A 16,247-nucleotide genomic window follows, 5' to 3' on the forward strand; every position below is an offset into this window, starting at 1 on the left:
GTCCTAAAATCAAAGATTGACTTAATTAATTTTTATTTTTCTGCTGATGCTTTGATAAATGCTTCAAATAAACCTTCTGGACGTTGTGGACGTGATAAGAATTCTGGGTGGTATTGAGCAGCCACGAAGAATTTCTTTTCTGGAATTTCCACAACTTCAACTAAACGGTTATCCGGAGATGTACCTGAGAATACTAAACCTTTAGCGGCTAATTCTTCACGATATTTGTTGTTAAATTCATAACGGTGACGGTGGCGTTGTTGAATTACATCTTGATTGTTATATGCAGCAGCCGCTACTGAACCTGGCTTAAGCTTGCATGGGTATAAACCTAAACGTTGTGTTCCCCCCATGTTTTCAACATCTTCTTGATCGGCCATCAAATCAATAATCTTGTTGGCAGCTTTAGGATCAACTTCGCCAGTTGTTGCATCTTCAATTCCAGCAACATCACGCGCAAATTCAATACATGCCATTTGCATCCCTAAACAAATACCTAAGTAAGGCACATCATTTTCACGGGCATATCTAATTGATTGAATCATACCTTCTAAACCGCGGTCACCAAATCCACCAGGTACGATGATTCCATCAAAGCCACCTAATTGTTCTGCAACATTTTCAGCAGTTAATTTTTCTGAATCAAAGTATTCGATTTGAACTTTAGAGTTAATCTTATATCCAGCATGCTTCAAGGCTTCGTTAACTGAAATATATGCGTCTGGTAATTGAACATACTTACCAACTAAAGCAATCTTGATTTCGCCTTCAAGATTCATTACGCGATTACGTAATTCAGTCCATTCTGTCATATCAGCTTCTGGAGTATCAAGGTGTAATTTATCACAAACAATCTTGTCCATGTTTTGTGCTTGTAAATTCAATGGAATTGAGTAAAGTGTATCAACGTCCATTGATTCAATTACTGCTTCTGGTTCAACGTCACAGAAGTTAGCAATCTTGTTACGCATTTCTTGTGAAATTGGTTTTTCTGTACGAACAACTAAAATGTTAGGTTGGATTCCTAAACCACGTAATTCCTTAACACTGTGTTGTGTTGGTTTTGTCTTCATTTCCCCAGCAGCACGTAAGTAAGGTACTAATGTTGTGTGAATGTAAATTACATTTTCAGAACCCACATCTGCTTTCATTTGACGAAGTGCTTCTAAGAATGGAAGTGATTCAATATCCCCAACTGTTCCACCGATTTCTGTAATAACAACATCAGCATCAGTGATTGTACCGGCACGCATGATTTTTTCTTTAATCATGTTTGTAATGTGAGGAATAACTTGGACAGTTGCTCCTAAATAATCACCACGACGTTCTTTTTTCAAGATTTCTGAATAAATCTTACCAGTTGTAACGTTTGAGTATTTATTTAAGTTAATATCAATAAAACGTTCATAGTGACCAAGGTCAAGGTCAGTCTCAGTACCATCGTCAGTAACGAAAACTTCCCCGTGTTGGTATGGACTCATTGTTCCAGGGTCAACGTTAAGATATGGATCAAACTTTTGGATTGTTACCTTTAATCCGCGATTTTTTAATAAACGTCCAAGTGATGCAGCTACAATCCCTTTACCAAGAGAAGAAACTACCCCACCAGTAACAAAAATATACTTGGTCATTATATATGATTCTCCTTAAAAAATTATTATATTTATTATTTAGGTAGGACTAAAAAACAATTAAGCCCCCTATTCATACATTAGAATAGGGAGCTTATTATCCGTTCTTGTACTCCAGATAAAACTGAAGTGCCCATACTAAATTTTACATATCATCCATTAGTATGTCAAGAACATTTTATTTAATTATTCTTCGTCATCATCAAGATCTGTATCAGCGAATTCTGTAAGTTGACCTTCGATACCATCTGGTAAGTCATCTTCTTCGTCATCATCACTATCGATTTCACCTAAATCTTTAGTATAATGCTTTAATTCGTGATCATCGTCGTCATCGTCATCATAATCGTCATCCATATCTTCTGGATCATCGTCATCATAATCGATAACATCATCGTCGTCGGATACATCGGCCAAGAAGGCGTTAACTTTCTTACGCTTCTTACGTGGACGTTCATCGTCTTCTTCGTCGTCACCGTGTACGAGTGCTTCGTCAATGGAATCATATGGATACCATGAACGTAACCCCCATTGGTTATCCCCTAATGAAATGAAACTACCATCAACGTTTAAATCAGTATAGAATTGAGATAAACGTTCACGAATTTCCTCATCTGACTTTCCAAGATATGCTTGGATTTCATTTGTTAAATCCGCAAAGGCCATCACTTCACCACGCACACTCAAGATTTCGTGTGCGACTTCAATCATTGACAATTCACTTCTATTTGCATCTTTGAATTTTTCAAGCTCCAAACTAGTACACGTCCTTTCAAACAGTTTACTCTTCATATTACATTAGATTGCGCTAAATTGCAATCTAATTTTGTATTCTCCTACCATATTTTCGCCCGAAGATAACATATAATCAATTTTAAATTCACCTTTTACTTCCTCATCATCAATAATTACGTCTAATCTAGAAGTATTAGTTGTTAACGGAATTACCCCATATGGAGTTCGATAAGCATTTTGAACTTCTTTATCATCCAAAAAAACCATCCGCAAACGCAAATCATCGTTTGAACGACTTAATTGCACTTCATTTTCTTGACTAACACGCATAGTCACGCGGGATCCATCTTGTTCTTGATAGCGAATATAAGCATTGTTTGCCACTTGCGCGAAACTTCCAATTAATTCTTCTTGATAAGTTTCAATTTGTCCTTCTTGCTTTTTAATTGTCTGTATTTTTACTTTAATTGTTTTCTCACTTTCAACCGCCATTAATTCGCCTTCTTTTTCTTTATTTATTATTTATATCATATCACTAAACAATGATAAATCATAGAAAGACCGGCATCTTATGCTATAATGAACACAAATAAATCTACTTATAGGAGAATGGATATGCAAGCTGGATACAAAAAACAATTATTACCGATGGAAAAGGTTCTTCGTGATCCGATTCATAATTATATTTACATACAACATCAAGTTATTTTAGATTTGATTGATACAAAAGAATTTCAACGTTTACGTCGGATTCGCCAATTAGGAGTGGCTAGCTCCGTTTTTCACGGCGCCGAACATTCACGCTTCAGTCATTCCGTTGGTGTTTATGAAATAACTCGCAATATTTGTGATTTATTTGAACGTAAATTCCCAAGTCAAAATGCTGATGACGGTCTTTGGAATGATGAAGAACGCTTAGTTGCTTTATGCGCCGCTCTTTTACATGATGTTGGACACGGGGCATATTCACATACTTTTGAACATATTTTCAAAACTAATCATGAAGAAATGACCACTAAAATCATCACTTCTCCTAAAACAGAAGTGAATGCAGTTTTACGCAAAGTCGCTGATGATTTTCCACAAAAAGTCGCAAGCGTTATCCAAAAAACATATCCTAACCCTCAAGTAGTTCAAATGATTTCTAGTCAAATCGATGCCGATCGCATGGATTACTTATTGCGTGATACTTATTTTACTGGAACTAATTATGGTACTTTTGATTTAACTCGGATTTTACGTGTAATGCGTCCTTACAAAGACGGGATTGCTTTTGATATGAGTGGGATGCATGCCGTTGAAGATTATATTGTTAGTCGCTTTCAAATGTATCAACAAGTTTATTTTCACCCAGTTTCACGCTCGATTGAAGTTATTTTAAGCCACCTTTTAAAGCGTGCCAAACATCTTTACCAACAAAAACAGTTTGATTTACTGGGCGATGTCCACTTATTAGCTCCATTTTTTGAAAATGATTTTAAACTTGAGGATTACTTGCTGCTTGATGATGGCGTTTTGAACACTTATTTTCTTCATTGGACTCAAAGCAACGATGATATTTTGAGCGACTTAGCGGAAAGATTCTTATATCGTAAGCCGTTTAAATCAGTTAAGGTTTGCGAATCCTCGAAAGTACTACTTCCTAAGTTACGTGATCTCGTTGATAAAGCTGGCTTTAATAGTGAATATTACACCGCTACTAACGACAGTTTTGATTTACCATATGATGCTTATAATCCAAAACAAAAAAAGCCACGTACACAAATTGAACTCCAACAAAAAGACGGCACTTTAGTTGAATTATCTAAAGTCAGCAGTTTAGTGGGCGCTATTACCGGTAAGGTTTCTGGGGATGAACGCTTCTTTTTCCCTAAAGAAATGCGTGCAACTTCAAATCAGTTAGAAATTTTTGAACCCCTTTATCAAGAATTTAATAGTTACGTCCACAACGATAATCTAGTTATGAAAGAAGATATTGAAAATGACAAAAATTAAAATGATTGCAACCGACATTGACGGCACGCTTGTAAATGATCAACGTCAATTATCAGAATTCACAATTAACACTTTAAAAAAAGCTCATGAAAAAGGCGTTAAGATTGTTTTATGTACTGGGCGCCCTTTAAGTGGGGTCAAGCATCTTTTACATGAACTTGGTTTAGACGAATTCAATGATACTTATGTCATTACCCATAACGGTGCGCAAGCCCTTAACGCTAAAACTAATGAAGTTGTGTTTAGAAATCTCCTTTCTTTTGATGATTTCAAGGCTCTCAGTCAACTTAGCCAAGAACTAAAGGTGCATATGCAAACAATCACGACTGACTCAAAGCTTTATGTTAATTCCCAAAATATTGGTAAATATAGTATCTATGATGCTTTTTACACTAATATGGACATCATTTATACTCCTGCAGATGAGATGGACCCAGCTTTGCAGATTGCTAAAATCATGTGGGCGGATGAACCCCAAAAAATTGATGCCGCCCTTGCTTTAATTCCAACTGCAATAAAAGAGCGGTTTGATCTGCTTCGCAGTGAAGAATTCTTTTGTGAATTCATGCATCAAAATGCTTCTAAAGGATATGCTGCAATTAAACTCGGTGAATTTTTTGGTTTGAAACCTGATGAAATCATGACTGCCGGCGATCAAGATAATGACATGTCCATGATAATCAACGGTGGCTTCAGTGTTGCGATGGGAAATGCCATCCCAAAAGTTAAAGATGCTGCCGATTACATTACCGACACCAATAATAACGACGGCTTAGCCAAAGCGGTTGAAAAATTTGTTTTAAATAACTAAAAAAGGTTTGAAATTAACGCTTCATTTTTATAAGCGTAATTTCAAACCTTTTTATTTTTGAATTAATTCTTTATTTTTAATCCGTCTTCCCATTAAATAAGTGGTCATAACAATTACAAAGATAATTGCAATTGATGAAAATAAGACCTCAATTGATTCGCTCACGAAAATTTTCGAATTAAGATAATAACCAAACTTGGCATGCATCTTAGCAATCAGGATAAATAAGGCTAAATCGCCTCCGAACATCCCGAAAAATAACGTGTTAAACGTCATCCCCATAATTTGAAAACCGATATTTCTCCCACTTTCATATAATTGAGCTAAAGTCATATTAGGATTTTGTTCCATTAGTTCATCTAACCCGCTTGCAACCGCAATTGCGGCTTCGGCAATCGCACCTAACGTGCTTAAAATCGTAACCGAAATTGTGATACTTTCAAAGTTAATCCCAATTAAAAGATTGAATGCTTCAATTTCTTCAGATTGCTCTGGACTAAAACCTTGAATTGCCGCAAATTTGTCAAACGGAATAATCATTAATAATAGAACTCCTATTGAAATAACCGTAGCGATAAAAGCGACGTTCGTTGTTTTTTCTTCATCGTTGCCCATATAAATGGTTGTTGCTACCAACGCTAAGCCCGCAAAAATCGTCACGCCAATTGGCGAAATCCCCACTGAAATCAAAATGACAGCGACAAATAAAATCACAAAATTCAAGAGCACACTAAAAAAAGAAATTAAACCTTTTTTTCCACCAACAAGCGTCATCAAAACCGCTAAGATAATGGTTAATAAAAGAATCGAACTCATTTGCCTTCACCCCCTAAGATTAGGCACTCAAAGCACTCGCCGATGGTATCACTAATGTAATTCCAATTCCTGAAATCAAAGCTTGGACAACTCCTAAAGACATTGTCCATTCGAATGTATAATTTAATGTATTCCCTGTTCTAAAGAACAATACAGCCATCGCTAAGGCTTCTGTAAAGAAGATTAATAATAAAACATTGATTAAAGGTCCCATAATTGATTTTCCGACAGCTTGCCCTGATTTAAATAATTGCTTGCGACTAATATTAGAATCAGTTCTTTTTAATTCAAATAACGTCGAAACAATATCAGTTGCTGCATCCATAACTGCGCCTAATAATCCAATCACGGTCGCACTCATAAAGAGTTGTTTTGGTGATTGCGTTGCAAAGTCCAATGCTTCATAATGAATCCCTTGATTGTTCGTTAAAGCCAAGGCTATAATTCCAATAATCATCGCAGCACTTGTTCCAATAAAGATTGAAGAAAAAGTTACTAACCATTGTTTGTTAATTCCAATAACTAAAGCCAAGGATAACGCCAAAAAGACTAGTGCTGACATCGAAAATAAGCCAAAAATATGATCAATGTTATAATGCACGTCGATTTGAACACACAAAAGAAAAATTATGAAATTTAACCCAACACTCAATAGCGCCAACATGCCTTTAAAACGCGCCACTAAATAAGTCATTGCAATCAAGGCCCAAATCAACATCAATAAATAAGTGTCCCGCTTATAGTTTGAAATCGTGACATAGGTTTTATTTTGATTCTTTTCTAGGTTGACAAACACCTTTTGTCCTTTGAAGAATTGTTGATCATTTCCTCCCGAATAAGAAAAGGTATTCGTTCCGGGATATACTTGACCGCGGTGTTTACCATTCAACATTTTGAACGTTAACTTCTGATGGGTCTGTTGATCTTTATTTTTAAACTCATCTTCGGTTGTCTCAGGCTGACTATTTTTAACTGTCATTACCTGCGCTAGTGGTTGCTGATACCAGCGTTCATTATGTTGGGTAATAAAAAAGATTGCTAAACCGCTTAAAATAATAAGGGTTATTTCTAAGATGAAGCGTTTATTTATTTTCATCTTCTCACTTCCCTTCCCTTTTAAAGTACCATTTTATATTCAGAAAAAAAAGCCTTGTTGTCTTATTTCTTACTCATTATAATAAAAAAGAATTGAGGTGTTTTTATGACGACAGAACAAAAGGTTTATCAACTGTTAATTAACCATTCCAATACATATCTTTCTGGCGAAGAAATTTCTAATCAACTTGGACTTTCAAGAACTGCCATTTGGAAAGCTATCAACAATCTTAAAGATAAAGGCTACGAAATCTTGAGTAAGCCCCGTTTCGGTTATCAACTTGTGGATAACGGTAAATTAGATGAAAATTTTATCCACAAGTGGATGAAGTCTAATTTCGCGCTTACCTTGTTAGACACAGTAGATTCTACTAACACCCAAGCAAAATTACTAGCTGCAGCAGATAAACCACAAGTTATCATCGCTAACGAACAAACTGCTGGTTATGGTAGATACCGCCGTGACTTTAGCTCACCTAAAAACGATGGCATCTACATGAGTATCCTGTTATCCAACCAACCAGACGAAACTTTAAATCCAGGTTTATTAACAACTGAGACTGCCATGGCAATTTATTATGCCATTCAAGAATGTTTCCACATTTCACCTCAAATTAAGTGGGTAAATGACATTTTAATTAATAACAAAAAAATTTGTGGAATCTTAACTGAAGGTGTTGCTGATTTAGAATCTGGCTATATTTCAAGAATCGTTGTTGGAATTGGCATTAATTATACGACTCCACTTTCAGATTTCCCGCAAGATATTCAAGATAAAGTCGGCTCTTTAAGAGAACTTGCTAGCAAGCATCATGTATCACGTAATCACTTTATCGCAAGTATTCTTAATCATTTCTCAGTTCTTTATCAAGACTATCAAGCTGGAGCTTTCATGGATGAATATCGTAAAGCTTCCATCGTAATTGGAAAAGAAGTTACCATCCAACAAGCAAGTAAGACCATCACCGGTACGGTCGCTACTATCAATAACGACGGAAATCTAATCTTAACTGATGGACAAATTTTTACTTCTGGTGAAGTTACTAAAATTAGATATTAAATAATAAGGACTGAGTATTTTTATGGATTATATAAACACAATAGGAGAGAATATTCGACATTTTCGCCGTATTCGCGATTTGACTCAGGAAAATTTAGCAGAGGAAACTGGTCTTTCAGTTAATTTTATTTCATCCGTTGAACGCGGAACAAGAAATATTTCAGTTAACAACTTAATTGCTATTTCAACAGCTTTAGATGTTAATATTTCGCAACTTGTAGCACAACATAATAATAATCAAATCAATCAATTTTTGCCCACTTTAATCGACGAATTAAATAAATTGCCAATTGATACACAAGATGCACTTATCCAAAATTTTATTCAAATAACGAGAATTGCCAGCAACTATGACAAATGATCACATATTTCCATATAACAATAAAGAGGATGAAAAAAAATAACTTCTCTGAAAAAATATAAAAAAGTTATAATAAAAACCTTAAGGAATTAACGTTTTTGAAAACGTAATTTCTTAAGGTTTTTAATTTCTAGACTTTTTTCAGCCTCTTTTACTAACTTATTTTATTTATATAATGCTTCGACTTGTTCTTGAACTGGTTTTAGTTCTAAGAATTCATCATAAGTTGTATCGAAACGATCAACAATCCCGTTTGGTCCAACTTCAATAATGTGGTTAGCGATTGTTTGAATGTATTCGTGGTCATGTGATGTAAAGAGAATTGAACCCTTAAAATCAACCATTGAATCATTAAGTGATGTAATTGATTCAAGATCTAAGTGGTTAGTTGGATCATCCATAAGTAAAACATTTGCTTTTTCAAGCATCATCTTAGCTAAGATACATCTAACCTTTTCTCCCCCAGAAAGAACCTTGATTTGCTTATCAATGTCATCTCCAGAGAACAACATTTTTCCTAAGAAACCACGCAAGAATGTGTTATCATTTTGTTCCTTAGTTGCGTATTGACGTAACCAATCCAAAATGCTTAATTCATCGTTATCAAAACTTGCATTCAAATCTTTTGACATGTATGAACGACTTGTAGTTTGTCCCCATGTAACTGTTCCTTCATCTGGAGTAATTTCTCCAGCAAGAATTTGCATTAATGTTGAGGTTGCCAAGTCATTTCTTGATAAGAAGGCAACCTTTTCACCTGGACGAACAATGAAACTTACGTTGTTAAGAATTTTTTCACCATCAATTGAATGGCTTACATTTTCAACTTTAACTAAGTCATTTCCTAATTCACGTTCCATTTCAAACTTGATAAATGGGTATTTACGTGATGATGGCTTAATATCATCTAATGTAATCTTTTCTAATTGTTTTTTACGTGAAGTAGCTTGCTTTGATTTTGAAGCATTAGCTGAGAAACGTGCAATAAATTCTTGCAATTCTTTAATTTTTTCTTCTTTTTTAGCATTTGCATTTGCTTGTAACTTAGCTGCCAATTGGCTTGATTCCAACCAAAAGTCATAGTTACCAACAAATAACTTAATCTTACCAAAGTCAACATCACACATTTGTGTACATACTTGATTTAAGAAGTGACGGTCGTGAGATACAACAATCACAATATTTTGGTAATCAGCTAAAAAGTTTTCTAACCAAGAAATTGTATGGACATCTAAACCGTTAGTTGGTTCGTCAAGTAATAAAATATCAGGATCGCCAAATAATGCTTGCGCTAAAAGTACTTTAACCTTTTCACTTTCAGCCAATTCACTCATCATTGAATCATGCATTGATTCTGGAATACCTAATGATTGTAATAATTGAGATGCATCTGCTTCAGCGTTCCAACCATCCATTTCAGCGAATTCTGCTTCTAATTCAGCTGCTTTAATTCCATCTTCTTCAGTGAAATCAGCTTTTGCGTAAATCGCATCCTTTTCTTGCATAATATCGTATAACTTCTTATGTCCTTGAATTACAGTTTGCATTACTGTGAATTCTTCAAAACCAAAGTGATCTTGGCTTAAACTTGAAATACGTTCGTTTGCTCCAATTGAAATGTTACCTGTTGTAGGTTCGATTTTACCTTCAAGTAATTTCAAGAAAGTAGACTTTCCGGCACCATTAGCACCAATAATTCCGTAACAGTTTCCTGGAGTAAATTTTAAGTTAACATCATCATATAAAAGACGGCCTGAAAAGTTTAAACTTAAGTCGCTTACAGTAATCAAATATTTTTCCTCGCTTTTCTTTTTTAGTCGTAATTTAAATGTACCATATTCTTTTTTGCAATAGCAATCAAAGTTATAAAATTTTCCTAATTTCTCTCAGTTTGTCTGTCACTATGAATTAAAAGTGCTACAATAAAGATAGATGAAAACGTTTTATTTTTTTAGAAAGAGAAGTGATTCTTATGAGTGAAGATGTATTTTTTAATCCAGGTCAATCAATTTCTAGTTCATATGACTTTTCCAAAGCCTATGTTTCTGCCAAAATTTATCACAAAAAAGCCGATAATCCGGTTTTAATTGTTCAAGAAAAAGATGGCAAACCCTATGTTATCTTTGATGAACAAGCTGCTCTTAAAGCTAAAAAAGATGAGGCTAAACGTTATTCCGTTATTAAACGTGTTACCCATAAAGATCTTGAAGAAACCAAAGATTTCCAAGACTAAAAAAAGCGGTGAAAATCGAATGATTTTCATCGCTTTTTAATTTTCTTGTTAAATATTCTCCAAATAATTCGTTGGTCTTTCCATGAAGTTATGGGGTCTTGTTCACAATAATTTAAACTCATTGCCAACCTTAAGCTGGCTTGATTATCTGGTGCAATCATCATTTCTAATTCAGATAAACCATATTGCTTGCTTGCGATATCTTCCAGTTTTAAAAGAGCTTTTTTCGAATACCCTTTTTTCTGGACATTTTTAGCAAGCCAAATCCCCACTTCTCCGCGTTTATTTTCATGTGAAATCTGACTAATATCAGTCATCCCCACAACCTGTTGTTCAACCACCACTAAATAAATAATTGGCGCTTTAATTTGTTGATACCAAGCACTTAAATCATCAAGTGTATTAATTGATTCAACCCATTTAATCCAAGGAAGCAATACTTTTTTATTAGCTTGAATTAGTTGAAATAAAATTGGTAAGTCTATTTGATTTAATTTTCTTAATTCCATTTGCTTTAAAAAAGAAGCTGGAGAAAATCCCCAGCTTCTTTAACTTTTGATTTGATAAATTCCATGCAAGATTAGTCTTTGTGGAAACGGTTAGTAAACAATGGACTAACTGGTTTGTGTTCGTGAATACGTTTGATAGCATCCCCGATAAGTGGTCCAATTGATACTTGGACAATCTTTTCTGTTTTCTTTTCTTCTGGAAGATTGATTGAATCTGTCACAATCATTTCTTTGATTGGTGATTTTTCAATACGTTCAATTGCAGGACCAGAAAATACTGGGTGTGTAGCACATACATATACTTCAGTTGCACCCGCATCTTTTAATGCTTGAGCAGCTAAAGTAATTGTTCCAGCAGTATCAATCATATCATCAATTAAGATACAACGTTTACCATCAACAGAACCAATAATGTTCATGATTTCAGCAACATTAGCCTTAGGGCGACGTTTATCAATAATTGCGATTGGTGCTTTCAAGAATTCAGCTAACTTACGTGCACGTGTTACACCACCGTGGTCAGGTGATACAACAACCGCATCTTTATCTAAACCTTTTGTTAAGAAGTAGTCAGCTAAAAGAGGTGCCCCCATAAGGTGGTCTACTGGAATATCGAAGAAACCTTGGATTTGTGCAGCGTGTAAATCAAGTGCGATTACACGAGTTGCCCCTGCTTTTTCAAGCATATCAGCAACCAATTTAGCTGTAATTGGTTCACGTGAACGTGCCTTACGATCTTGTCTAGCATATCCGTAGTAAGGAATTACAACGTTAATTTGGTCAGCACTCGCACGACGAAGAGCATCAATCATGATTAATAATTCCATTAAGTTATCATTAACTGGTGCTGAAGTTGATTGTACGATAAATACTTCATCACCACGGATACTTTCTTCAATATTTACGCGAATTTCGCCATCGCTAAAGCGATCAACAGAAATTTTTCCTAAAGGCACACCAACTGCATCCGCAATTTTTTGTGCCAAAGGTTTGTTAGAATTCAAAGCAAAAATCTTTAACTTTGAGTCAGTATATTGTCCAGACATAATGGCCTCCAAATGTTATTTAACTAGTTTAACCTATATAGTTTATCTATAATCAATATTACGGCATAACATACTATAAAAGCAAGCTTCTACCTTAAAATTTATTTATTTTTTTCTTCAGCTTTCTTAGCGGCATCTGCAACTGGATATTTATCGAAATAGCCTTTTTTGTTAATTTGACGACCACGGGCAATTCCCATGTCGTGTGCATCAATATCGTTAGTAATTGTTGATCCTGCAGCAACATAGGCATGGTCGGCAATATTAACTGGTGCGACAATATTTGAACCACTTCCGATAAATGAATAATCACCAACGTTTGTATGATGCTTGTTCATACCATCATAATTTACAAAGACAGTTCCACAACCTACATTAATATTACGACCTAAAGTTGCATCCCCAACATAACTCAAATGACCAACTTTAGTATTTTCTCCAATTTGAGCTTTTTTAACTTCAACAAAGTTTCCAATATGAGCGTTCTTGCCAATTTCAGCAAGGGGACGAAGATGTCCGTTAGGTCCTACATCTGAACCTTCATGCATAATTGATTCTTCAATCATTGAACTTGTAACAGTAACATTGTTTTCAATCACACTATCAACAATTTGTGAGTTAGCTCCAATAAAGCAATCTTCACCAATAACCGTTTTTCCTTTCAAATAAACTCCTGGTTCAATCACAGTATCTGCTCCAACTTTAACATCAATATCAATATATGTGTTTTCAGGATCAATCAAAGTTACCCCTTGGCGCATTAGATTTTCGTTAATCCGGCGTTGCATAACCTTAGTTGCTTTTGATAAGGCAATGCGATCATTTACCCCCATAGATTCTTCAAAATCTTTCATTTGATATGCAGCAACAACCTTACCTTCTTTTTGGAAAATTTCCATTACATCTGGTAAGTAGTATTCGCCTTGCGCGTTGTCATTTTTGATTCCATGTAATGCTTTAAATAATTCACGATTATCAAAGCAATATACCCCAGTATTGATTTCTTTAACCGCAGCTTCTTTTTCAGTTGCATCTTTTTGTTCAACAATTTTTTCAACAATTCCGATTTCATTACGAATAATTCGCCCATAACCAAATGGATTATCAGTGTGGGCTGTTAAAACAGTTGCAACCGCTCCTTTTTGCTTATGATATTCGAATAATTCTTCAAAAGTTTTAGCTGTAAATAGTGGGGTATCACCGCAAGCAATAATTGTCATCCCATCTTTTTGACCTAAAATACTTTCAGCTTGTAATACCGCATGTCCTGTTCCTAATTGTTCTGCTTGTAAAGCATATTCTGTACGATCACCTAAAGTTTCTTTAACTTTTTGTGCCCCATGCCCAACAATTGTTACAACTTCTTGCATGTCATTTTTTTCAATTTCAGTTAAAACATGATCCACCATTGGCTTACCACATACAGGATGTAGCACCTTGTATAATTTTGATTTCATACGTGTCCCTTGGCCAGCAGCCAAGATAATTGCGTATTTTGCAGTCATTTCTTATTAACTCCTTATTTACAATCTATATTTAAATTAAGTATTTCTATAATTAAGATTACTCTTGTATCATACTCCATTTCTAGTATTAATAACAAGTTTTACCATAATTTAAGAAAAGGCTGGGAATTCCCAGCCTTTTAATTAGCATTAAGCTTCTTGATTTGATTGTTGTTTTCCGAAAACTTTCTTCAAATAACTACCTGGTGAAACATGAATTGTTTTATTAACAGTATTAACTTCATCAACTTTTAATAATGAAGTGTACTCTTCAACCATTCGACGACCTTCAAATGATCCTTCAGCAAATACTGTAATCCCTACAAGTTCTGATTCAAATTCTTCAATCATTGATTTCATCCCGTTGACAGTACCGCCACCCTTCATGAAATCATCAACAACTAAAACATGAGAACCACGCTTTAAACTGCGCTTTGAAAGTTCCATTTTTTCAATGCGTTCACTTGATCCAGAAACGTAATTAACAGAAACTGTTGAGCCTTCTGTAATCTTTGAATCACGACGAACAATTACAAAAGGAACATCTAAATAAGTTGCTACACTTTGGGCAATTGGAACCCCTTTAGTTGCTACCGTCATCACGGCGTCGATTTGTTTATCAATATATTGACGCGCAATTAAACGTCCTACTTGCCGTAAAACATCTGGGCGTCCCAATAAATCTGAAAGGTAGACATATCCACCAGGAAGTAGTCGATCTTGACTAGAAAGATTTTCGGTCATTTCTTCGATAAATTCACGTGCTTCATCTTCATCGATTGATGGAACATAACGTGCTCCCCCTGCGGCACCTGGAATTGTTTCTAAAATACCAATTCCTCTTTCTTGGAAAGTCCGCTTGATGATTGCCAAATCTTCAGAAATAGATGACTTAGCAGATTCATAGCGTTCTGCAAAGAAAGTTAGTGAAATTAATGTGTGGGGACGTTCCATGAAATAACGTGTCATATCAATTAAACGATCACTTCTTCTTGTCTTCAAATCGATTCCTCCATTTTCTTAAAAAATATCCTTTGCTATTATACGTTATTTACTGGAACTTTCATAGTTTTTTTTGAAATTTTACTGAAATAGTTCGCTTTTTTCAACGAAATATTGCTAAAATAAACTTCCATCTTACTTTTATCTTTAGCAAAATAAAAAGAAACCAGTCAAAACTAGTCTCTTTTATTTTAATTATTTCTTTGTAATGTATCCTTGAGCTTTAAGTAATTCCGCACATTCAATTGCCCCACCAGCAGCTCCACGAGCTGTATTATGTGACAATCCAATAAACTTCCAATCAAATAGCTTATCTTCACGTAAACGGCCGATTGAAACGCCCATTCCGTTTTCGTAATTTACATCTAAACGAACTTGAGGACGATCTTCTTCTTGCATGTATTGAATAAACTGACTTGGAGCACTTGGTAAACCTAATTCTTGAGGTACCCCTTTGTATTCTTCAAGGGCTTTAATTAATTCTTCTTTAGTTGGATTTTGCTTGAATTTTACAAATGCGGCTGCAGTATGTCCGTATAATACAGGCACACGAACACATTGAGTTGTAATTGTCACATCATCTGCTGGAACAATTTCACCCTTTTCATCATCAACATGTCCCCAAATACGTAGTGGTTCTTTTTCTGACTTTTCTTCTTCGCCACTAATAAATGGAATGATATTTCCTTGCATTTCAGGCCATTCATTAAATGTTTTACCTGCCCCTGAAATTGCTTGATATGTGGTTGCGATTACTTCATAAGGTTCAAATTTTTTCCAAGCTGATAAAGCTGGAGTATAACTTTGAATTGAGCAGTTTGGTTTGACTGCAATAAAACCCTTTTTAGTTCCTAAACGCTTTTTTTGATGTTCAATCACAGCTGTATGTTCCGGATTAATTTCTGGAATAATCATTGGAACATCTGGAGTCCAACGATGCGCACTATTATTTGAAACTACAGGAGTTTCAGTTTTAGCGTAGCGCTCTTCTAATGCTTTAATTTCATCTTTAGCCATGTTAACCGCTGAAAAGACAAAATCAACATCTTTAACAACATCTTCAACATCTTCTGCATTTAAAACTACAACATCTTTTAAACGTGTTGGCATCGGTGTTTCCATTCTCCAACGGCCACCTAATGCCTCTTCATAGGTCTTACCTGCACTTCTTGGACTCGCAGCCAAGGTAGTAACTTCAAACCAAGGATGATTTTCAAGAATTGAAATAAAACGTTGTCCAACCATCCCTGTTGCGCCAACAATCGCAACGCTTAACTTTTCACTCATCTTTAAGCCTCATTTCTTAATCATTCTCTAATATCTTTTTAATCATAGTTTAATTTTTATAAAATTACAAGAGTAATTATAACTCAAACTTCTAGAAAAATATTTTTGTCATCAATCAATACAATCATGTATAATTATATTAATAATCTGCTGAGAAATTA

General features: G+C 35.0%; 16 protein-coding genes. 5 read left to right on the top strand and 11 right to left on the bottom strand.

Going from position 1 to position 16,247, the window contains the following annotated elements:
• Window positions 1–32: 32 nt before the first annotated feature.
• The 3 genes from pyrG to JCM14209_RS03565 form a co-directional block, all read right to left on the bottom strand.
• Window positions 33–1,631 (bottom strand): CTP synthase, encoded by a 1,599-nt coding sequence (gene pyrG, locus JCM14209_RS03555; protein ID WP_025022224.1) that lies wholly within the window; start codon window positions 1,629–1,631, stop codon window positions 33–35.
• Between the two features lie 186 nt (window positions 1,632–1,817).
• On the bottom strand, window positions 1,818–2,387 hold the full coding sequence (gene rpoE, locus JCM14209_RS03560) for a DNA-directed RNA polymerase subunit delta (RefSeq protein WP_025022225.1): 570 nt from the start codon (window positions 2,385–2,387) through the stop codon (window positions 1,818–1,820).
• Window positions 2,388–2,429: 42 nt separating this feature from the next.
• On the bottom strand, window positions 2,430–2,858 hold the full coding sequence (locus JCM14209_RS03565; protein WP_025022226.1) for a YwiB family protein: 429 nt from the start codon (window positions 2,856–2,858) through the stop codon (window positions 2,430–2,432).
• A gap of 123 nt (window positions 2,859–2,981) precedes the next feature.
• Between JCM14209_RS03565 and JCM14209_RS03570 the strand changes: the two genes are divergently transcribed.
• Together JCM14209_RS03570 and yidA are read left to right on the top strand one after the other, a co-directional pair.
• A complete protein-coding gene (locus tag JCM14209_RS03570; RefSeq protein ID WP_025022227.1) occupies window positions 2,982–4,361 on the top strand; it encodes an HD domain-containing protein in 1,380 nt (459 codons plus the stop codon).
• Window positions 4,348–5,172: a sugar-phosphatase gene (gene yidA / locus JCM14209_RS03575; protein WP_025022228.1), complete on the top strand. Its 825-nt coding sequence runs from the start codon at window positions 4,348–4,350 to the stop codon at window positions 5,170–5,172. The genes JCM14209_RS03570 and yidA overlap by 14 nt, the downstream gene beginning before the upstream one ends.
• A gap of 51 nt (window positions 5,173–5,223) precedes the next feature.
• Here the strand turns inward: yidA and JCM14209_RS03580 are convergent, their stop codons facing one another.
• Window positions 5,224–5,988 carry a YibE/F family protein gene (locus tag JCM14209_RS03580; protein ID WP_025022229.1) on the bottom strand — a complete coding sequence of 255 codons (765 nt, stop codon included), beginning with the start codon at window positions 5,986–5,988 and terminating at the stop codon, window positions 5,224–5,226.
• Between the two features lie 19 nt (window positions 5,989–6,007).
• A complete protein-coding gene (locus JCM14209_RS03585; protein WP_025022230.1) occupies window positions 6,008–7,084 on the bottom strand; it encodes a YibE/F family protein in 1,077 nt (358 codons plus the stop codon).
• 105 nt (window positions 7,085–7,189) lie between these two features.
• On the opposite strand from JCM14209_RS03585, the gene JCM14209_RS03590 reads away from it, so the two are divergent.
• Both JCM14209_RS03590 and JCM14209_RS09850 read left to right on the top strand, forming a co-directional pair.
• Window positions 7,190–8,143: a biotin--[acetyl-CoA-carboxylase] ligase gene (locus tag JCM14209_RS03590; RefSeq protein WP_025022231.1), complete on the top strand. Its 954-nt coding sequence runs from the start codon at window positions 7,190–7,192 to the stop codon at window positions 8,141–8,143.
• 22 nt (window positions 8,144–8,165) lie between these two features.
• On the top strand, window positions 8,166–8,504 hold the full coding sequence (locus JCM14209_RS09850) for a helix-turn-helix domain-containing protein (protein ID WP_025022232.1): 339 nt from the start codon (window positions 8,166–8,168) through the stop codon (window positions 8,502–8,504).
• 164 nt (window positions 8,505–8,668) lie between these two features.
• On the opposite strand, the gene JCM14209_RS03600 is transcribed toward JCM14209_RS09850, so the two are convergent.
• Entirely contained in the window at window positions 8,669–10,294 is a 1,626-nt protein-coding gene (locus JCM14209_RS03600) for an ABC-F family ATP-binding cassette domain-containing protein (protein ID WP_025022233.1), read from the bottom strand.
• 182 nt (window positions 10,295–10,476) lie between these two features.
• Between JCM14209_RS03600 and JCM14209_RS03605 the strand changes: the two genes are divergently transcribed.
• Window positions 10,477–10,737 carry a hypothetical protein gene (locus JCM14209_RS03605; protein WP_025022234.1) on the top strand — a complete coding sequence of 87 codons (261 nt, stop codon included), beginning with the start codon at window positions 10,477–10,479 and terminating at the stop codon, window positions 10,735–10,737.
• 26 nt (window positions 10,738–10,763) lie between these two features.
• Here JCM14209_RS03605 and JCM14209_RS03610 read toward each other — a convergent pair whose 3' ends face one another.
• From JCM14209_RS03610 to asd, 5 genes are all read right to left on the bottom strand, one after another.
• A complete protein-coding gene (locus JCM14209_RS03610) occupies window positions 10,764–11,246 on the bottom strand; it encodes a GNAT family N-acetyltransferase (RefSeq protein ID WP_025022235.1) in 483 nt (160 codons plus the stop codon).
• Window positions 11,247–11,317: 71 nt separating this feature from the next.
• A complete protein-coding gene (locus JCM14209_RS03615) occupies window positions 11,318–12,292 on the bottom strand; it encodes a ribose-phosphate diphosphokinase (protein ID WP_025022236.1) in 975 nt (324 codons plus the stop codon).
• A 101-nt stretch (window positions 12,293–12,393) separates the two neighbouring features.
• Window positions 12,394–13,797: a bifunctional UDP-N-acetylglucosamine diphosphorylase/glucosamine-1-phosphate N-acetyltransferase GlmU gene (gene glmU, locus JCM14209_RS03620; RefSeq protein ID WP_025022237.1), complete on the bottom strand. Its 1,404-nt coding sequence runs from the start codon at window positions 13,795–13,797 to the stop codon at window positions 12,394–12,396.
• A 150-nt stretch (window positions 13,798–13,947) separates the two neighbouring features.
• Window positions 13,948–14,799, bottom strand: coding sequence for a pur operon repressor (purR, locus tag JCM14209_RS03625; RefSeq protein WP_025022238.1), 852 nt, complete (start codon window positions 14,797–14,799; stop codon window positions 13,948–13,950).
• Window positions 14,800–14,994: 195 nt separating this feature from the next.
• A complete protein-coding gene (gene asd / locus JCM14209_RS03630) occupies window positions 14,995–16,086 on the bottom strand; it encodes an aspartate-semialdehyde dehydrogenase (RefSeq protein WP_025022239.1) in 1,092 nt (363 codons plus the stop codon).
• Window positions 16,087–16,247 lie beyond the last annotated feature (161 nt).

The sequence above is a fragment of the Ligilactobacillus hayakitensis DSM 18933 = JCM 14209 genome (assembly GCF_000615845.1).
Lineage (GTDB): Bacteria > Bacillota > Bacilli > Lactobacillales > Lactobacillaceae > Ligilactobacillus > Ligilactobacillus hayakitensis.